We start from the raw sequence: 18051 nt of genomic DNA, 5'->3' as shown, positions 1-18051 counted from the left end.
CTGTCCCAGGTGTCGTTCGAGCTTTCGCGACAGGATGGTCACCGCGCTCGGGCTCCCAAGCTTGCCTGAGGAGTAGCCGCCAACATAACGGGCGGTTGCGGAGTGTGCGATGCGATACAGGAAGAGAAAAACTGGCCTCAAAAATCTCATCGGTCTCCGCCTCGAGCTCGAATCTGATTTCGGGGTCCTTCTCGGTCGAACCGCGGGCCCATCACTATCATCGAGGAGGCTGATGCTGTTATACAAATACAGAACTTATCGTCCGTCATCAGTTCGGGGCTCCCTTGTATTGGCAGCCCGCCAAGGCTAATCAGTGGGTATGGCAGCATACACTGCGACCATTCGTTTATCTGGAACCCGCCTTTGGCGCCAGGTGCTCGCCGCGCTCATCTCATTGGCTTTGGTCGCCTCGCTATTTCATTGCTGTTGCTGTTTTGATGGAGACGAGACCACGGTGACGGTCTCGGTCGCGCAGACCAGTTCTGGTGAATCCGGCAAGACTTCCCCTTGCCCTGCCGGAGCTCATTGTTGTCACTGCCTCGCCCACGTCACGACCGTAACCCCGCAGATCAATATCGCGAGCATCGAATACGTTACGCGACTTGATCGCATTGCAGCGGCCCCTGCGCCCGACTCGGCCGATCTCGACTCGCCCTTCAAACCACCCCGCGCCTGATCCGGCCCTGATGGCCAGTCGAGTTTCGCCGCGCTCTGCGGCGGAACATCGTCGCCTTGATCAATCAGACATGCGCGCAAGGCATCGACCTCGCGCAGCGGGAAGGTGCAGATGAAACGGATTCTTCTTTTTGTAGCCGGCATGCTTGCCGGTATCGCCGCACTTGTCGCGGTCGGCGCGTTGACCGGTTGGCCAATGCCGTTCACGGTCGGCCAAGAACGCGCGGGAACGGCTCACGCCACGAGGGATGCACGTGGCGACGACGGCCCGGAACGGGTCGCGCTGTCCGAACAGCAGATCAATGATGCCGGAATCGAGCTGGCGGAAGCAAAAGGCGGAGTGCTGAAGCGGCACTTCCTGGCGCCGGGATCACTTATCCCCGATGCTGACCACGTCGCCCGGGTGTCCGTGCGCGTGCTCGCCACCGTCGCCGAATTGCGCAAACGGCTCGGCGATAGCGTGGAGAAAGGCGAGATCGTCGCTGCGATCGAGAGCCGCGAAATCGCCGATGCCAAGAGCGAGTATCTTGCGGCGCGCCTCACCAATGAACTGCAGCAGACGTTATTCAGCCGGCAAAAGGTACTGGTCGAGAGCCGCACCGTATCCGAAAACGAATTTTTGCGGACGAAGCTGACGGCGAACGATGCCCAGATCAAGCTCGATGGCGCCCGGCAGAAGCTGTTTGCGCTCGGCTTGTCGGAAGGCGAGCTCGCGGAGCTGCCGAGCCAGCCGGCGGAAAGCCTGCGCAGGCAGTTCCTCCGGGCACCGATCGACGGCAGGATCTCGGAGCGGCGTGTCGATCTGGGGGGCCTGGTCGGACGAGAAGGGCTGGAGAGTGAACTCTTTGTCATCGTCAATCTCGATGACATCTGGGTCGATCTTGCTATTTCCCCGGAGGACATCGCGTCAGTGCACGAAGGCGCACCGATCACCATTCGCGCGATTGGCATCGAGGGCGAAACGAGCGCGAAGGTGATCTTCGTCAGCCCCTTGCTCGATCGCGAGACCCGCAACGCACGCGTCATCGCCAGCATGCCCAACGCCGATCATCGCTGGAAGCCGGGTACGTTTATCACGGCGGAGATTCCACTCGGCGGTCAGCCTTCTAAGGTGATTGTCCCCAGGAAGTCCCTGCAAGCGATCCGGGGCACGACGACCGTATTCGTGCGCGACGGCGAGGGATTTGAGGCGCGTCCGGTCAAGACCGGCCTCGAGGATGATGACGATATCGAGATACTCAGCGGCCTCTCCGCTGGCGAAACCATCGCGGTCGCCAACACCTTCACGCTGAAGGCCGAGTTGGAAAAGAGCGACGTGGAGAACGACTAGCCATGATCGAATGGATCATCGATTTCGCCATCCGCCGACGCTGGGTCGTCGTCACGGCCGGAGCGCTTGCCGTGCTGCTCGGCGCCTACGCGCTGACGCGGGTCCCAATCGATGCGGTGCCCGACATCACCAACAAGCAGGTACAGATCAACACGATTGCACCGGCCCTGTCGCCGGTCGAGATCGAGAAGCAAGTCACCTTTCCGATTGAGGCCGCGCTGGCGGGCACCCCCGGATTGGAAAGCACTCGGTCAATGTCGCGGAATGGGTTCTCGCAAATCACCGCCGTGTTCAGCGAAACAACCGACATCTATCTTGCGCGCCAGCAGATCGGCGAGCGCTTGACGGATGTCCGCGCCCGGCTGCCGCGAGGGATCGAACCGCATCTCGGCCCGATATCGACTGGGCTCGGCGAAATCTACATGTGGACGGTCCACTTTTCCGGCAAGCCGGTCGGGCGCGATGGTAGTCCCGGCCTTCAGCATGACGGTCGCTTTCTCACCTCGGACGGTCAGTTGTTGGAAAGCAACGTCGAAAAGAACGCCTATCTTCGCACGGTTCAGGACTGGATCATCAAGCCACAGATCAAGACGGTGGCCGGCGTTGCAGGCGTGGATTCGATCGGCGGCTATCTCAAGCAGTATCAGGTGAACCCTGATGCCGCGAAGCTGATCGCGCTCGGCCTGACGTTCGCGGACGTCGCCAACTCCATTGAAGCCAACAATGTCAGCCGTGGCGCACGATACATCGAACGGAATGGCGAAGGCGTGGTGGTTCGTTCAGGCGGCAGATTGGAGAACATCGAGGAGATCGGTGCCGTCGTCGTCACGACGCGCGGCGGCGTGCCGGTTCGGGTCAGTGACCTCGCTACTGTGTCGATCGGCGGTGAAACGCGCACCGGCAGCGCCAGCGATAACGGTCGCGAAGTCGTGGTCGGAACGGCATTGATGCTGGTCGGCGCCAACAGCCGCACGGTTTCGTCGGCGGTTGATGCAAAGCTTCGCGCGGTCGCACCATCGCTGCCGGCCGGCGTCGAAGTCACCACAGTGCTGGACCGCACCCAGCTCGTTGACGCGACAATCGGCACCGTGGTGCGCAATCTAACCGAGGGTGCGCTGCTGGTCATCGCCGTGTTGTTCCTGCTGCTCGGTAATTTCCGCGCGGCCCTGATCACCGCTCTAGTCATTCCGCTCGCCATGCTGATGACGGCCGTCGGGATGTGGCAGGGGCGAATCAGCGCCAATCTCATGAGCCTCGGCGCTCTCGACTTCGGTCTGATCGTGGACGGTGCCGTCATCATTACCGAAAACGCTTTGCGCCATCTTGCCGAGAGGCAGCAGGGATTGGGCCGCCTGCTCTCGCGCGAGGAACGGCTTACCACAGTGCGGGCGTCTGCCGTCGAAATGGTACAGCCGACCTTATACGGACAAGCCATCATCCTGCTCGTCTATGTGCCACTCCTGACGTTTACCGGTGTCGAAGGCAAGATGTTCGGGCCGATGGCACTTACGGTGATCCTGGCGCTCGCATCGGCTTTTGCGTTGTCTTTGACCCTGGTGCCTGCCTTGATCGCCATCTTCCTCACGGGGCGCGTGCGAGAAGAGGAAAATCGTTTCGTCAGACTTGCGAAGCGCTTCTATGCTCCCCTGCTGCGACACGCGATCAGTTCGCCATCTCCCATCATGGCCGCGGCCATCATCCTTTTTGCTATTTCCCTACTCGTCTTCACGCGGCTGGGCCAGGAATTCATCCCTACGCTGGACGAAAAGAACATCGCGATCACCGTATACCGGATTCCAAGCACGTCGCTGACGCAATCGCAGAGCATGCAGCTCGCTGTAGAAAAAGCGGTCAGCCGCTTTCCTCAGGTGGCCTTCGTGTTCTCGCGAACCGGCACCGCAGAGATCGCGAGCGATCCAATGCCTCCAAACGCGTCTGACACCTTCATCATCCTCAAGCCGCACGACGAGTGGCCGGATCACTCCGTCACCAAGGCGGCCTTGATTGAAGCGATTGAAGCGGCTGTCAATCGGCTGCCCGGAAATGTTTATGAAGTTACCCAGCCGATCCAGATGCGTTTCAACGAGCTGTTGGCAGGGGTGCGCAGCGATATCGCGGTGAAGGTGTTCGGCGACGACTTCGAGCTCATGCTGAAAGCCGCGCGGGACGTTGCCGCTGGCCTGCGCAGCGTACCGGGTGCAGTTGACGTCAAGGTGGAGCAGACGGGCGGTCTGCCCGTGCTGGAAATCAAGGTCGACAAGGCGGCCATCGCGCGCCGCGGACTCAGCGTGTCGGCAGTCCACGATGTGATTGGGGCTGCTGTCGGTGGTCAGGATGCCGGCGTCGTTTTCGAAGGCGACCGCAGCTTCGATATCATCGTGCGGCTACCCGAAACCGTTCGTTCGGACCTCGAAGCCCTCGGCAATCTTCCCGTCGCGCTTCCCAGAGCGACGCCGAATTCGCCAGTCCAGAGTCTTGCGCTCAATCGCCTGGCGCGGTTCTCCTTCGTCGAAGGACCGAACCAGATCAGCCGCGAGAATGGCAAGCGACGTGTCGTGGTCACCGCCAATGTGCGCGGACGCGATCTCGGCTCGGTGGTCGGCGAAGCCCAGAATATCGTCGCCAAGACCGTGCGGCTACCACCCGGTTACTGGATTAGCTGGGGAGGACAATTGGAGAACCTGGTTGCGGCGAAGCAGCGGCTCGCGATAGTCGTACCGGCATGCTTCATGATGATCTTCCTGTTACTGATTGCGGCAACGGGATCTCCGCGGGACGCGCTCCTGGTGTTCAGCGCTGTTCCGCTAGCGCTCACCGGAGGCATTTGTGCGCTTTGGCTGCGCGACATGCCGTTCTCGATCTCCGCTGCCGTCGGATGCATCGCGTTGTCGGGCGTCGCCGTGCTGAACGGCCTGGTGATGCTGAGCTCCATACGCCAGTTACGCGAAAGTGGAATGCCGATGCCCATCGCGATCGAGGCCGGCGCGCTCACTCGATTCAGACCCGTGGTCATGACCGCTTTGGTGGCCTCACTCGGTTTTCTTCCGATGGCGTTCGCAACCGGAACCGGCGCGGAGGTACAGAAGCCGCTGGCGACGGTCGTTATCGGAGGCCTAATAAGTGCCACCCTACTAACGCTCGTGGTCTTGCCCGGGCTTTACATACGCTACGGCAAATTGTCCGAGCCGTCGTCATCCGAGGATTCAGTGGCGGCGCAGGCTTCAATCAAATAGCCCGCTCGGGAGCATTTTTCGGCGGATTCAGCGTAGGTTGTGTCCTGCTTTTGCCCATAAGCGCCGACTGAGGCGAGGCCAGGGGAACATTGCGTTTGCCCGGACGCCCGCGATTCGAATCCCCAAACCGAGGACGAATCATGCGCCACGAACAAATCAGAAGGGCGCAAGCTTTTGCGAGAATTTGGCATTGATCGTATTTTCGACTTTTCCACAGAATCGGCCCGAATGCGAAGTCTGGACGGGTCGCCAAGCAGTCTGCTTATCGGGGGAATCTCGAAACGGCGATGCGCCCGCGAGCAATAGCTTCTGCGCTCGCGGCCGGTTGTTCAAGGGCGTCCGACAAGCAATGGCAGCACGTCTGCGCCGCCCGCCATGAGCGGATTCGACGGCTCGAAATGTTCCCGCAATTCTCGCTTCCGGACGAGTGAGCGCGCATCGAGAAACGCATCCTTCAGGTTGACGGCTTTCCGGAGCGCGACGTTGAAAAACGCGTCGCCAAAATAGGTCCACTTGGCCTTGTCCTGACAGCCGAACGACGGATGCTTGGCGTCGGCCGCGGTGATGACCAGCACATCGGGATTCGCCAGACGCGGGACAAAGACCCCGGAATAACAAGCCGAGATGACCACCACCTTGTGCCGCACGCCTGTCTTCGCGAGCATGTCGCGGAGACGAGATGGCGTGAGCGTTTCTGTGAGCCGCCCCGCCTTGATTGCAAGGCCATCGGGAGAGCCATGCGAGGTGAGAATCAAAAAGAGAACATCTTTCTCGGCATCCAGGCGGTTGGCTGCCGTTTGCAACGACTTGGTGAGAGCTTCGATCGTTGCACTTCCGCCTTTCTTGGAATTGTACTCCACGTTGATCGGGCCAGTCTCGAAACGGCCGGCGACGACCTGAGCCGCGCCGGTCGCCTCGGACCTAAACACGCCTTGATCCCCGAACAGGCCAAACGACACCACGCCAACCTTTCCAGCGTCCTCAATAGCATGTACCGGCGAAACCAACGGCCAGATGGTCAGAAAAAAAGCGACGAGCGGCGCGCCGAGCCGTCTAATCGAGGACCTGGAGGTCATGGCGAACCTCGTTTCGAGATCGCCGCTACAGAACTGCGGCTCAACACAAAATAGCGGAAAGTCAGTGAATTTCCATCCTTCGGAACAGCACCCGCGTAGGCCCGGATATGGCAGCTTGGCTGCGACGCAGCGACCGCGTCGCTTGAAAGGCAAAGCGGAAATTCGCTTCGCCACGTCATGCTACCGGGTCTATGAGTACGCGGTCCGATCTTCGGCGTTACTCGATCTCCTGCTGGATCGCGCGCCCGAGTGCGAACAGCCGCTGGTCGATCGCGGTCGGCACCTCGCAGACGAATTTGACCACGCGACGGCGGTCCTCGAAAATCCGCGTCTCCCACAGCAACTGGTTGCTGAGCTCGTCGACCTTCTGCTGATCGGGCGAGGTCTCGCTCTGCAGCGCCTGCAGCGCGATCGTGTCGGCGCGGACCCTGTCGGCGGCCTCGCGCTGCTTGCGCATGACCCGCTCGAGGCCGTTCATAACGGTCGAACGCTCGGCATTGAGCGTATCGAACAGGCCGGCGAACAGAAGCTTGCCGGCCATGACCTTGTCATTATTGGAGGAGGCGAGAAATTGCCTGATCTCCTTCTCGGCTTCGTCAAGCGGCATCCGCCGCGCCGCCGTCTTCGTCACCAGCGCGGTGACCTTGGAGTCGTCCTTCCATTTGCTCTGGACGTCGTCGAGCGGCGGGCCGGCCCACACCGCGGGCAGCGAGATCTCAGGCACCTTGGCCTGCGCGCAGGGCCAGTCGGGATAGCGCGGGTCGGCGGCGAGACAGGCCTGGCTCGATGCGGCCACGAGCGTCAACGCCCCAAGAACGATGCGCCATGTCATGTCTCACCTCCGGCAGGCCCGCGGCGGGCAAGGCCACGCGACGGATCATAGGCCAGGATCGCACCGATCATGAAGACGGCCGTGCAGCCGGCGACGACCGCGAGCGAAACCCAGTTGATCTTGCCATAAAGCGCGAAGCGTATCAGCTCGACCGCATGGGTGAATGGATTGGCCTGGCACACGTAATAGAGGTAGGGGCTGCCTTCCTGGACCCGCCACAGCGGATAAAGCGCTGATGAGGCAAAGAACATCGGAAAGATCACGAAGTTCATGACGCCGGCAAAATTTTCCAGCTGCTTGATGCCGGACGAGATCAGCATTCCGAGCGCGCCCAGCATCAGTCCGGACAGGATCAGCGCCGGCAGCACGGTGAGATAGCCGATGGTTGGCGGCGCGATGTCCCAGAACCAGGCGATCAGGAGAAAGGCATAGACCTGGAGCAGCGAGACTGCCGTGCCGGCGAGCAGCTTGCAGAACAGCAGGTAGCCGCGCGGCAGCGGGCTCACCAGCAAGGTGCGCATGTTTCCCATCTCGCGGTCATAGACCATCGAGAGCGAGGATTGCATGCCGTTGAAAAGCTGGATCATCGCCATCAGCCCCGGCGCGATATAGACCTCGTAGAGGATATAGGTCTCGTAGGGCGGGATGATCGAGATGCCGAGCACCTGGCGGAAGCCGGCCGCGAAAATGAACAGCCACACCAGGGGCCGCACCAGCGCCGAGATGAAGCGCTCGCGCTGGTGCAGGAAGCGCAGGCCCTCGCGCCAGACGATGCCGGTGAGGCAGGTCATGTACTCGGAAAACGAAAAGCCCTTCGGCCGTTCCGTAATTGTGGTTGAGGTCACGATTCCGATCCTCCGGTCACGGCGCCCTGCGTCAAGCGCATGAAGGCGGAATGGACATCCTGTCCGCCGGCCTTGGCGATGACGTCAGGCACACGGCCGCGTGCCAGCATCTTGCCCTGATGCAGCACGACGAGATCGTCGCTTGCCGTGATCTCATCGAACAGATGGGTAGCCCAGAGTACGCCGATGCCCTGCTCGGTGACGAGCTGCCTGACATGGGTGAGGATATCGGCACGGGCCTTGACGTCGAGCCCAACGGTCGGCTCGTCGAGCAGGAGGAGCCGTGGCCGGTGCAGAAGCGCCCGCGCGATCTCCAGCCGTCGCATCTGGCCACCTGAGAGATCGCGCACCTTGCTCGCGGCGCGGTCGGACAGGCCGATACGCGCGAGCAATTCGGCGCTGCGCTCAGCTGCCTCTCGTCGGCTGATGCCGTGCAGGGCGGCGTGGTACAACAGGTTCTGCTTGAGCGAGAGGTCGAGATCGAGGGTGCGCGGCTGGAACACAACGCCCAATAGCCGCAGCGCCTCGCCCGGTTCGCGGCTGATGTCGTGGCCGAAGATGCTGATCTGCCCGGTCTGAATGCCGAACAGGCGCGTGATCAGCGAGAACAATGTGCTTTTTCCCGCGCCGTTCAGTCCGAGGAGCGCGGTGAAGCTTGCGGGCGCCACCGTAAAGCTGATGTCGATCAGCGCGCGCCTCGGGCCATAAGAATGGCTGATGCCGGCGATCGACAGCGCCGCCACGCCGGCCGGCTGCGTTTCCGCGCCGGGCAAGGCCTGATCGCCGCCGGCTGTATCAGCCATTGTCATTGCGGCGTGATCGTGATGCCCCATGGCAACTCCCCGACCTGGATTGTCTTGATCACCTTCTGGCTTGCGACATCGATCACGGACACATCATTGGAAACGCCGTTGGTCGTCAAAAGATATTTCTCGTCCGGCGTGAAGGCCATGTGCCAGACCCGCTGTCCGACCAGGAGATATTTCGTCACTGTGTGGGTCGCGGCATCGACGACCGCGATGCGGTTGGCGGGGCCGAGGGCGATGAAGGCCGTCTTCCCGTCCTTGGTGATGCCGATGCCGACCGGCTGGATCGCTTCGCGCCGCAGGCCTGGAATGCTGAACTCGATCTTGCCGGTCACGGCGTGCTTGACGGGGTCGATGATCGACACCGTGCCGCCGATTTCCGAAGAGACCCACAATTCCGAGCCATCAGGCTTGAACTGGGCAAAGCGCGGCCGCGAATCCACCAGCACATTGGCCACGATTTCGCGCTTCGTGGTGTCGATGAAGTGCGCCATGTTGGTGGTTTCGGACGTGTTGATCAGGATCTTGTCGTCCGGGCTCATGGTCATGCCCTCGGGCTCGACCCCGACCTGGATGTCGCCAAGTCGCGCGCGCTTCGCGATGTCGATGATCGTCACGGTGTTGTCGTTCTCGTTCGCAACGTAGAGAATCTTGCCGGTAGTGTCCTGGGTGAACAATTCGGGGTCGGGGCCGGAGGGCAGGGTGTCGGCGATCTCGTGGGTCTTGGTGTCGATCATCTGGATGGTGTCGTCGTCGCCGACTGCCACCATCACGAATTTGCCGTCACGGGTGAACTCGATGCCGCGCGGCCGCTGGCCGACCTTGATGGTGTTGGTGACGGTCCAGCTATCGGTATCGATCACCGAGACCGTGTTGCCTTTTTCGTTCGAGACATAGGCGATGTAGGCGTGCGCGGGCGCGGCCGCCGCGAGCCAAACGGCCAGTCCGGGAAGCAGGCAATGGCGCCACATGCGCAGGTTCTCCATCCTCAATGCAGCTTGCACTTGGTTTCGGGCCGGTCAACGCCGAGCGTGTCGAGTTCGGAGACCTGGTGCAGGAAACCTTCCTGCGGCGAAACCGAAACCACCATGCGCCCGTCCGCAAGCAGGATCGGCTGGCGAAGCTGCAGATTCCAGTCGCGCAGCGTCAGCGGCTGCCCCTTGAAGGCCGCGACCGAAAAGTCCGGTCCCTTTATGAAGTCGGCCAGACGCTTGGGATCGCCGGAGTTGGTGCGGGAGGCAGCCTCGCCGATCATGCGTGCGGCGGTCCAGGCCTGCATGTCGAGCGCCGTCATGCGCCGCGAATTGAGCTTGACGAAGCGGTTCTGCAGCTGGATCGCGCCCCATTGGTCATGCGCGGCATCCCAGCTCGTCGGCATTAGTCCTGCCGAGCCCGCGACGGGGCGGGGATCCCAGGTGCGGTAAGGCAGATAGGAAGCGAAGACCTCGCTCTCGTCGGCGGCAACCAGAACGTCATAGGCCGGCGCCTGCTGGGTGAAAACAGGCATCTGGCGCTGGATCAGCGTGACGCCGCTGTCGGTGCGCCGCGCGCCGCCTTTATCCTCGAAGGTGCGCTCCTGCACGATCTTGGCGCCGAAGCGCGTCGCCGCGCGGCGCAGCGCGTCGGCATAGAGCTTGTCGTTGTCATGCGAGCCGGCCACCAGCAGCCAGCGCTTCCATTGCTTCCACACCAAATATTGTGCGAGCGCATCAGCCAGCATCGAGCGTGTCGGTGCGACATGAATGACATTGGCGCGACAGTCCTCCTCGCGGAGCCGGTCGTCGATGGCGCCGGCGTTCAATAGCAGCGTGCCATTGTCGCGCAGCGCGTCCGAGACCTTGAGCAGCTCGTCCGCGGGGAGGTCGGCGATGATGAAGCCGTCATGGCCGGCAAGCGTCTGCGCCGCCTTCACCACATCATCACTGGACTTGAGCCGAACCTCGTCCAGGTTGAAATGCTGGTTGAGAAATTTTCCGGTGGTGTTGTTGTCCTCGATCGCAAGGCGCGCACCGGCAATGCCGTCATTGTCGGCGGGCTGCGCAATCAGCGACAAGGTCTCTTTGATGCCTGCGTGGTGAAGATAGCCGATGTTGACCTCGACCGGCTCGGCCGCAAGCGCAAAGGGCGAGATCAGCGCCAGGCCAATCGCGGCCGCCAACCATCGGAACATAGTTCCTCCCAATGCACTTATCCCTCGCCTGAACGGTGATGGGCGCTTCGCCTTGAAGCTCTTGCCCGCAAACAAGACCGAATTATGCTTGGCTTGCAAGCCCGCATTTTGTGGTACGTCACGACGTCAGGGATCACCATCATGAGAGCACGGCTCGCGGCTATTTTTCTGTCACTGATGGGTTCGCTGCCGGCCCATGCCGATACGCCCAAGCTCGCGGTGTTCGATTTCGAGCTGCTCGACACCAGCCTGCAGGGCGAGATGAGCGGGCCGCGCAAGGACGAGCAGGATCGCCTGATGCGGGCCGGCGATCAATTGCGCCGGGAACTGGCGGAGTCCGGCAAGTTTCAGCTCATCGATATCGCTCCCGTCACCGCAGCTGCGCATGGCAGCAATCTGCAGGCCTGCGGCGGCTGTGACGTGCGCTATGCGGACCAGATCGGGGCGGATCTCGTTCTCACCGGCGTGGTGCAGAAGGTTTCCAACCTCATCCTGATCATGAACATTTACATGCGCGACGTTCACACCGGGCGAGTGGTCGCGGCCATGAATGCCGATATGCGCGGCAACACCGACGAATCCTGGACGCGGGTGACGAGCTACCTCGTGCATGACCGCCTGCTGGCGCCGAATTACGGCATGCCAAAGCCGCAATAGGTTTCGCGCCGCCTCACGCCTTCAGCCGTCTGGCGTGCCAGTGCAGATGATCGCTCATGAACGTCGAGATGAAATAATAGCTGTGGTCGTAGCCGGGTTGGCGGCGCAAGGCGAGCGGGATGTTCGCCTTCTCGCATGCGGCCTTCAAAAGCTCGGGACGAAGCTGCTCGGTCAGGAATTGGTCGGCATCGCCGTAGTCGACCAGAAATTCCGGGAAACGCGCGCCATCCTCGATCAGCGCGACCGCGTCATGCTTGCGCCAGGCCTGCTTGTTGCTGCCGAGATAGCCGCCCAGCGCCTTGTTGCCCCATGGCACCTGCGACGGCGCCACGATGGGCGCAAAGGCGCTCGCGGCGCGGTAGCGGCCGGGATTGCGTAAAGCCACCGTCAGCGCGCCGTGCCCGCCCATGGAGTGGCCGAGAATGGACTGCCGGTTGACGTCAACCGGGAAATTTTCGGCGACCAGCTTTGGCAGCTCCTCGGTGACGTAGCTCCACATGCGGTAGTTGCGCGCATAGGGCTCCTGCGTGGCATCGACATAAAAGCCCGCGCCGAGCCCGAAATCGTAGGCATTGGCGGGATCGCCGGGCACGTCGGGGCCGCGCGGCGAGGTGTCGGCTGCGACAAAGACGAGGCCAAGCTCCGCGCAGGCGCGGCGGTATTCGCCTTTCTCCGTGACATTGGCGTGGGTGCAGGTGAGCCCCGACAGATAGTACACCACCGCCAGCTTGGCGCCGCTCTGGTGCTCCGGCACATAGACCGAAAAGGTCATGTCGGTCCTGGTCTGCTGGCTCGCATGCTTGTACACGCCCTGCACGCCGCCATGGGATTTGTTGAGGGAAACAGTCTGGACCGCCATGGTTGGCTCCTGTGATGGAAGAGGTTGATCTTGCCGGACGCCGAGACGTCTCGTGCCGCGCTAGGCGACGCCGCTTTCGATCGCCAACCGGACCAGCTCGGCCGAGGTGCGCACGCCAAGCTTCTGGCGCATGATCGAGGAGGTATTGGCGACGGTCTTGTAGGAGGAGTGGACGAGCCAGGCGATCTCCGAAAGGCTCTTGCCGGCGCTGAGCAGGCGCAGGATCTCCATTTCCTTCGCGGTCAGTTTTGACAGCGGGCTCAGCGCAAAGCCAGGTCCCGCAAAAGCGATGCTCCGCGCTATCGCGGTCGGCAGATAGGTTCCGCCGTCGCCGACCTGTCGGATCGCCTCGACAAGATCGTTGGGATCGCCGGATTTCGAGACGTAGCCCTTGGCGCCGACCTCGATCGCGCGCGCGGCGAAGATCGGATCATCATTCATGCTGAACATGATGATGCGGGCGGAGGCGTCGCGCGCCAGGATCCGCCGCGCCAGTTCGAAGCCCGAGACGGTCGGCAGGTTGATGTCGATGACACAGACATCAGGATGCTCAGCGGCAAACATGCGCTCGCCGGTTTCCGCGTCGGAGGCGTCCGTGAGCACGATCTCGCCTTCGCCCGCGAGCAAGGCCCGGCAGCCGGAGGCGACAATGGGGTGGTCGTCGACGATCAGAACGCGCATGCATCGGTCCCAGACGGCTGCGCATGTCTGTTGTTGCAGCGCAACAAACGTGACGCAGCTCGTTATCGTCGCGACGCCTGTCCCCCCGGGCATGCATCTGAAACGAGGTTGCTATAGGTTTCGATTAGATAGCCGGCCCAGTTGTGCTGTCAACGCTCCTTCTTGTCAGTAGCGAAAGCGGCGGTCGCGGACAAATACCATGTGGCAGAAACTTTCCTTGCGTGCCCGGATCACCCTGCTGCTGGCGCTGGTCCTGGCCTTCGGTCTCCTCATCAACATCACGCGGCTCGTGGTCGAGGCGGGGCCGCGCGTTCAGGCCGAGGATCAGAGCGTCATCCGGCTCGCGCGCGAGTTCATCGAGATGATCGTCGCCGATCTCAACGAGGCGCCGGACCCGAATGCGAGATTGCAGCAGATCGCGAGCGACCTGAGCCGGCTCCGCCATGTCAGCATCACGCTGCAGGATGGCACGCAGCGTATCTCGAACAGCGGTCAGGCCGCCGAGAGCGACGACGCGCACGCGCCGCCTGCCTGGTTCGTCAATCTGGTTCACCCCGAGACCACCTCGGTGGATGTCCCGGTGTCCGTGCATGGCAAGCCGCAGCAGCTCGTGATCACCTCGCATCCCAATGACGAGATCGCGGAAATCTGGGACGGCATCGTGACCCAGCTCGAAGTTGGTTCGCTCACGGCACTGGCGCTTTTCCTGGTGACGATGATGGTGGTCAGCCGCGCGCTCAGCCCGCTCGGTGCCTTGTCGCAAGCCATGAACAGAATAGAGGCGGGCGACTATAATGCCCGCGTCACGCCCGGCGGCGCACCGGAGCTCGCCGCCATCTGCGGCAAGCTCAACCATCTGGCGGCGACGCTGGGCGAGGCGGTGGAGGAGAAGCGGCAATTGGCCGAACGCGCGGTCTCGCTGCAGGACGTCGAGCGCAAGCAGATCGCGCGCGAGCTGCATGACGAATTCGGTCCTTATCTGTTTTCGCTGCGCGCCCATGCAAGCGCGCTGGTGCGGCTGGCCGAGAGCGGCGAGCCGGCGAGGGAGGCGCTGCGGAAGCACGGCAGCGCCATCCTGGATCAGGTCAATGCGCTGCAGCAGTTCAACCGGCGCGTTCTTGAGAAGCTGCGGCCCGCGGGGCTTGCGGAACTCGGCTTGAACGGCGCGCTCGAGGCGCTGCTGCGGCTCTGGCGCGAGTCCCGTCCCGATGTCGCGATCGAAACCTCCATTTCCCGTTCCCTCGGTCAAACCGGCGAGACTGCGGAGCTCACCATCTACCGGGTGGTGCAGGAAGCCCTGACCAACGTGTTCCGACACGCGGGCGCAACCGCGGTCAACGTCACTGTCGAGCCGGCGGGAACAGGTGCTAACCGCGCCGGCGCGCTGGTGCGAGTGCGCGACAATGGCTGCGGGCTCACGCCGGACCACAAGCTCGGTCGCGGATTGAGCGGGATGCGGGAACGGATCCTGGCGCTGGGCGGCACACTTTCGGTTGCCTCGAACGATGGCGGGGTGACCGTGGAGGCGATCATTCCCAATGCGGCACATTAGCGCATCGGGAATTTTTCCCGATCATTCCGGGAAAAGATCGCGCTCGAACAGCGCTACAGTCCGCATTGGGCTCGGTGCATCCTCCTGAGGCGCGCTTTCGCAGCTGAAATTTCTCCTGACGCAATGATCGTCTTGAAGCGGAGAGCGACAAACGGCACTCTCTTGATTTGTCGGATCGTCTTGCAGCATCTGCCGTTACTTTGCCTAAGCGCGATGACACCATGTCGTGGCAGTGTGCGCGACCATCGCACGGTCAAGACCACGCCCCGGCGACAGACCGGGGGCAAGCGGGAGGAGTACAGAGCATGGCCGAGGTGCAAACCCAGCCGCGAGGTCGAGGCGCATACCCGCGAAAGCGTTCGACGTTGCGCGTCGAATGGCTGCTGGCGATGATGCTATCGCTGGTCTCCTTCTCCGTTCTCGCCGGGCTGCCTTCTGCACGGGCGGAGGAGGTGTCGAAGGACGCGCCGCCGGCCGTCGCCGCCCCTGCCAATCCGGCTCCCGTGAGCACCGCTGGCCAGAGTGTTCTCCCTTCGGAGAGCGAAGCAAAGCCGGCAAGCTCCGAGCCGCAGTCTTCAGCATCATCTATTGCGTCACCGGGGGCTCAACCCGCCTCGACAATAGCCGTCGGTCCCTTGCCCGATGCCATGTCGCCATGGAGCATGTTCGTACAGGCAGACGTGGTGGTGAAGGTCGTCATGATCGGCCTGGCACTCGCGTCGGTTGCGACCTGGACGGTTCTCCTCGTCAAGACCATTCAGTTGCGAGCGGCGAGAGGTGAAGGCCGCCGCGCATTGGCCACCGTTCTCTCGGCGCGTTCGCTGCTCGATGCAGCCCGCCAGATCGCGGACCAAAGAAACGTGGTGGGCCGGCTTCTCGCCGCGGCCGAAGACGAGGTGGAGAAGTCACGCGGTCTTCCTGTGGAAGGCATCAAGGAACGTGTCGCCTGGCAACTCGAGCGGATGGAGGCGGCAGCCGCGCAGCGGATCGGGCGCGGCATGGGCATCCTGGCCACCGTCGGGGCTGTCGCGCCGTTTGTGGGCCTGTTCGGCACCGTGTGGGGCATCATGAACAGCTTCATTGGCATTTCGCGGGCCCACACCACGAACCTCGCCGTCGTCGCTCCGGGTATTGCGGAGGCGCTGTTGGCCACCGCTTTCGGTCTCGCGGCGGCAATTCCTGCGGTCGTGATCTACAACGCCTTCGCGCGCTCAACCGGCACCTATCGTGCGGTGCTGGCCGATTCCTCCGTCGCAATCCTGCGCCTGCTGAGCCGCGATCTCGACCGCAATGCCCTGCCTATCGATGTCAGACGCGGGCCACGCACGGCGGAGGCCACGGTGCTTTCGATCGCAGATTCGGCGGAGTGAGCCATGGCAGTCCGGTTCGCCAGGCGCGACGAAGAGTACGCGGAGTCCCACGAGATCAATGTGACGCCATTCATCGACGTCATGCTGGTTCTCCTCATCATCTTCATGGTCGCAGCTCCGCTCGCGACCGTGGATGTTCCGGTCAATCTGCCGTCAGCGTCCGCCGAGCCGCCGCCGCGTCCCGACAAGCCGATCTTCGTGACCTTCAAGGCCGATCACTCGCTCGCGGTCGGTGACGACGCGGTCACGCGGGCGGACCTTGCCGCGGCGCTCGATGCCGCAACTGGCTCCGATCGCGCCCAGCGGGTGCTGCTGCGCGCCGACCAGGCCCTGTCCTATGGCGAGGTGATGGAGCTGATGAATGTTCTACGGAACGCCGGCTATGTGAAAGTGGCGCTGGTTGCGCTGGAAATCCGGAGCGGGCCGTGAGCGTATTGACGGTCGATCCCTATGATCGGGAGCGGGCCAGCGAAACGGCGCTGTGGACGGTGGCCGCACTTGTGGTTGTGGCGCTTCATGTCGGTCTGGCACTGGCTTATCTGCTTCTCAGGTCGGCGCCGGAGGGACAGGCCGAGGCGCCGGTGGTCGACGTCGCCTTCATGCCGGCCGCCAGCGCGCCTGCCATGGCTGCACCGGAAGCTCCGCCGGCCGAACCAACGCCGCAAGTCGAGCAATCCGATCTCGCGCCGGCCAAGACCGAACCTGTCGAGACCCGGCAGGCCGTCACCGAGCCTGAACCGCCACCGGTGAAGGCAGAGCAGACACCGCCTCCGGAACCCGTTCCGCCGCCTGTGGCACTGCAGATGCCCGAACCTGCAGCGCAGCCCGATCAGGTCACCGTCATGCAGCCTCCTGCGAAGCCAGCAGAATCGACGCCTGAGGCGAAGCCCGAGAAGGTCCCCGAGCAGTCCGCGCGCAAGCCGGCGACAAACGAAAAGGCTGAGAGAGAAAAGCTAGAGAAAGAGAAGGCCGAAAGAGAAAAAGCCGAGAGAGCGAAGCACAAGACCGCACCGCCGAAGCCCGCGGCCGCGCCGGGGAGCAAGCCCGCGCAACTCGCCATGGCGCCCAATCCCGGCGCGGACAGCGAGGGAGCGAAGGCGGGGCGGGCGTCGTGGGAAAGCGAGCTGGCCGCGCATATCAGGCGCTTTGCCACCTATGCCGCGAACGGCAACAAGGACAGTGGTACCGTGCGTGTGGGCGTCACCATCGATCGCAATGGTCGGTTGTTGTCGCACCGGCTCGCCGGCAGCTCGGGCTCTGCGGTGCTGGACAGCGCGGGGATGGCTGTCATCGAGCGGGCACAGCCCTATCCGCGTTTCCCGCCGGGCATGACCCAGGCGCAAATCGCGCTGACCATCCCGCTGCACCTGCGACCGCAGTGAGACTGCGCGGCGTGAAACCACGGCGCCGCGCGATCGCCATCTCATGGCAATCTGCTGATCCATTCAGCCTGCCGATCCATGTAGCGCCGGCCTGAGCGAACATGCTCCACGGCCCTGGCGAGCTCTTCCGGCGGCGCATCCTTCAGCAGATAGCCCGTCGCGCCGGCGCGGATGGTGGCACTGATCACAACCGGATCGAGATGCATGCTGAACGCGAGAACGGCGGCTTGAGGAGCGCGAGAGCGGATCCGCTTGATCAGGGCAAGACCGCCAAAATCCTCGTTCTGCAGCCTGAGATCAACGACGATGACGTCGGGCTTGTGCTGCAGAAAAGCGTCGTAGCCGGTTGAGGCGTCATTTGCATCCAGCACGGTGGTGCCAGCGTCCTGCTCGAGCAGCCAGCGACATGCAGCGACGATGATCGGATGGTCGTCGACGAGAAGGACTTTGCACATGGGGGGAGGGACCGGTGTGACCAAAGTGCATCAGGGAGCGAAGTTTTTATGTCACGTCGCGCAGGTGCAAGGATCGCAAAACCGCGCCAGCAACAAGAGACCGCTGCAAATAGCCCACTTTTCGCGAT

Annotated in this window: 17 protein-coding genes; 8 read left to right on the top strand and 9 right to left on the bottom strand. The window is 62.8% G+C overall.

The window, feature by feature from the left end:
• Positions 1-319 precede the first annotated feature (319 nt).
• The 3 genes from A3AI_RS48080 (at position 320) to A3AI_RS0130420 (ending at position 5238) form a co-directional block, all read left to right on the top strand.
• Complete coding sequence (locus tag A3AI_RS48080; RefSeq protein ID WP_156928006.1) at positions 320-676, top strand: hypothetical protein; 357 nt, start codon at positions 320-322, stop codon at positions 674-676.
• A 111-nt stretch (positions 677-787) separates the two neighbouring features.
• Positions 788-2005, top strand: coding sequence for an efflux RND transporter periplasmic adaptor subunit (locus A3AI_RS0130425; protein ID WP_024519201.1), 1218 nt, complete (start codon positions 788-790; stop codon positions 2003-2005).
• A gap of 2 nt (positions 2006-2007) precedes the next feature.
• A complete protein-coding gene (locus tag A3AI_RS0130420; protein WP_024519200.1) occupies positions 2008-5238 on the top strand; it encodes an efflux RND transporter permease subunit in 3231 nt (1076 codons plus the stop codon).
• A 329-nt stretch (positions 5239-5567) separates the two neighbouring features.
• On the opposite strand, the gene A3AI_RS0130415 is transcribed toward A3AI_RS0130420, so the two are convergent.
• The 6 genes from A3AI_RS0130415 to A3AI_RS0130390 form a co-directional block, all read right to left on the bottom strand.
• Positions 5568-6314: a C13 family peptidase gene (locus A3AI_RS0130415; RefSeq protein WP_024519199.1), complete on the bottom strand. Its 747-nt coding sequence runs from the start codon at positions 6312-6314 to the stop codon at positions 5568-5570.
• Positions 6315-6531: 217 nt separating this feature from the next.
• A complete protein-coding gene (locus A3AI_RS0130410; RefSeq protein ID WP_024519198.1) occupies positions 6532-7146 on the bottom strand; it encodes a hypothetical protein in 615 nt (204 codons plus the stop codon).
• Positions 7143-7937 carry an ABC transporter permease gene (locus A3AI_RS0130405; RefSeq protein WP_502685776.1) on the bottom strand — a complete coding sequence of 265 codons (795 nt, stop codon included), beginning with the start codon at positions 7935-7937 and terminating at the stop codon, positions 7143-7145. Before A3AI_RS0130405 ends, A3AI_RS0130410 begins: the two co-directional genes overlap by 4 nt.
• Positions 7938-7987: 50 nt before the next feature.
• Entirely contained in the window at positions 7988-8794 is an 807-nt protein-coding gene (locus tag A3AI_RS0130400; RefSeq protein WP_051382538.1) for a lanthanide ABC transporter ATP-binding protein PedB/LutE, read from the bottom strand.
• 2 nt (positions 8795-8796) lie between these two features.
• Complete coding sequence (locus A3AI_RS0130395) at positions 8797-9768, bottom strand: YVTN family beta-propeller repeat protein (protein ID WP_245286983.1); 972 nt, start codon at positions 9766-9768, stop codon at positions 8797-8799.
• 17 nt (positions 9769-9785) lie between these two features.
• Positions 9786-10967: a lanthanide ABC transporter ABC transporter substrate-binding protein PedA1 gene (locus A3AI_RS0130390; protein WP_024519194.1), complete on the bottom strand. Its 1182-nt coding sequence runs from the start codon at positions 10965-10967 to the stop codon at positions 9786-9788.
• A 141-nt stretch (positions 10968-11108) separates the two neighbouring features.
• Here A3AI_RS0130390 and A3AI_RS0130385 point away from each other — a divergent pair, with 141 nt between their 5' ends.
• Positions 11109-11624, top strand: coding sequence for a DUF3280 domain-containing protein (locus A3AI_RS0130385; protein WP_036050088.1), 516 nt, complete (start codon positions 11109-11111; stop codon positions 11622-11624).
• 13 nt (positions 11625-11637) lie between these two features.
• On the opposite strand, the gene fghA is transcribed toward A3AI_RS0130385, so the two are convergent.
• Both fghA and A3AI_RS0130375 read right to left on the bottom strand, forming a co-directional pair.
• Entirely contained in the window at positions 11638-12483 is an 846-nt protein-coding gene (gene fghA, locus A3AI_RS0130380) for an S-formylglutathione hydrolase (protein WP_024519192.1), read from the bottom strand.
• A 60-nt stretch (positions 12484-12543) separates the two neighbouring features.
• Positions 12544-13164 carry a response regulator transcription factor gene (locus A3AI_RS0130375; protein ID WP_024519191.1) on the bottom strand — a complete coding sequence of 207 codons (621 nt, stop codon included), beginning with the start codon at positions 13162-13164 and terminating at the stop codon, positions 12544-12546.
• A 199-nt stretch (positions 13165-13363) separates the two neighbouring features.
• On the opposite strand from A3AI_RS0130375, the gene A3AI_RS0130370 reads away from it, so the two are divergent.
• The 4 genes from A3AI_RS0130370 to A3AI_RS0130355 all read left to right on the top strand — a co-directional run bounded on the left by A3AI_RS0130370 (position 13364) and on the right by A3AI_RS0130355 (position 17468).
• Complete coding sequence (locus tag A3AI_RS0130370; protein WP_024519190.1) at positions 13364-14716, top strand: histidine kinase; 1353 nt, start codon at positions 13364-13366, stop codon at positions 14714-14716.
• A gap of 635 nt (positions 14717-15351) precedes the next feature.
• Positions 15352-16086, top strand: a complete 735-nt coding sequence (gene exbB / locus A3AI_RS0130365) for a tonB-system energizer ExbB (protein ID WP_245286982.1) — start codon at positions 15352-15354, stop codon at positions 16084-16086.
• A gap of 3 nt (positions 16087-16089) precedes the next feature.
• The gene (exbD, locus tag A3AI_RS0130360; RefSeq protein ID WP_024519188.1) at positions 16090-16515 is read left to right on the top strand and encodes a TonB system transport protein ExbD; all 426 of its coding nucleotides are present in this window, start codon (positions 16090-16092) and stop codon (positions 16513-16515) included.
• A complete protein-coding gene (locus A3AI_RS0130355; protein WP_024519187.1) occupies positions 16512-17468 on the top strand; it encodes an energy transducer TonB family protein in 957 nt (318 codons plus the stop codon). Before exbD ends, A3AI_RS0130355 begins: the two co-directional genes overlap by 4 nt.
• Positions 17469-17509: 41 nt before the next feature.
• On the opposite strand, the gene A3AI_RS43675 is transcribed toward A3AI_RS0130355, so the two are convergent.
• A complete protein-coding gene (locus tag A3AI_RS43675; RefSeq protein WP_051382537.1) occupies positions 17510-17923 on the bottom strand; it encodes a response regulator in 414 nt (137 codons plus the stop codon).
• Between the last annotated feature and the right edge of the window lie 128 nt (positions 17924-18051).

This window comes from Bradyrhizobium sp. Tv2a-2 (genome assembly GCF_000472425.1).
In the GTDB taxonomy this organism is placed as follows: domain Bacteria; phylum Pseudomonadota; class Alphaproteobacteria; order Rhizobiales; family Xanthobacteraceae; genus Bradyrhizobium.
Note: the sequence above shows the minus strand (reverse complement) of the source record. Positions and strands in the feature narration are given on the sequence as shown.

Coding starts and splice junctions, on each gene's coding strand:
- A3AI_RS48080 (WP_156928006.1), top strand. CDS start 320: ATGGCAGCATACACTGCGACCATTCGTTTATCTGGAACCCGCCTTTGG.
- A3AI_RS0130425 (WP_024519201.1), top strand. CDS start 788: ATGAAACGGATTCTTCTTTTTGTAGCCGGCATGCTTGCCGGTATCGCC.
- A3AI_RS0130420 (WP_024519200.1), top strand. CDS start 2,008: ATGATCGAATGGATCATCGATTTCGCCATCCGCCGACGCTGGGTCGTC.
- A3AI_RS0130415 (WP_024519199.1), bottom strand. CDS start 6,314: ATGACCTCCAGGTCCTCGATTAGACGGCTCGGCGCGCCGCTCGTCGCT.
- A3AI_RS0130410 (WP_024519198.1), bottom strand. CDS start 7,146: ATGACATGGCGCATCGTTCTTGGGGCGTTGACGCTCGTGGCCGCATCG.
- A3AI_RS0130405 (WP_502685776.1), bottom strand. CDS start 7,937: ATGACCTGCCTCACCGGCATCGTCTGGCGCGAGGGCCTGCGCTTCCTG.
- A3AI_RS0130400 (WP_051382538.1), bottom strand. CDS start 8,794: ATGGCTGATACAGCCGGCGGCGATCAGGCCTTGCCCGGCGCGGAAACG.
- A3AI_RS0130395 (WP_245286983.1), bottom strand. CDS start 9,768: ATGTGGCGCCATTGCCTGCTTCCCGGACTGGCCGTTTGGCTCGCGGCG.
- A3AI_RS0130390 (WP_024519194.1), bottom strand. CDS start 10,967: ATGTTCCGATGGTTGGCGGCCGCGATTGGCCTGGCGCTGATCTCGCCC.
- A3AI_RS0130385 (WP_036050088.1), top strand. CDS start 11,109: ATGAGAGCACGGCTCGCGGCTATTTTTCTGTCACTGATGGGTTCGCTG.
- fghA (WP_024519192.1), bottom strand. CDS start 12,483: ATGGCGGTCCAGACTGTTTCCCTCAACAAATCCCATGGCGGCGTGCAG.
- A3AI_RS0130375 (WP_024519191.1), bottom strand. CDS start 13,164: ATGCGCGTTCTGATCGTCGACGACCACCCCATTGTCGCCTCCGGCTGC.
- A3AI_RS0130370 (WP_024519190.1), top strand. CDS start 13,364: ATGTGGCAGAAACTTTCCTTGCGTGCCCGGATCACCCTGCTGCTGGCG.
- exbD (WP_024519188.1), top strand. CDS start 16,090: ATGGCAGTCCGGTTCGCCAGGCGCGACGAAGAGTACGCGGAGTCCCAC.
- A3AI_RS43675 (WP_051382537.1), bottom strand. CDS start 17,923: ATGTGCAAAGTCCTTCTCGTCGACGACCATCCGATCATCGTCGCTGCA.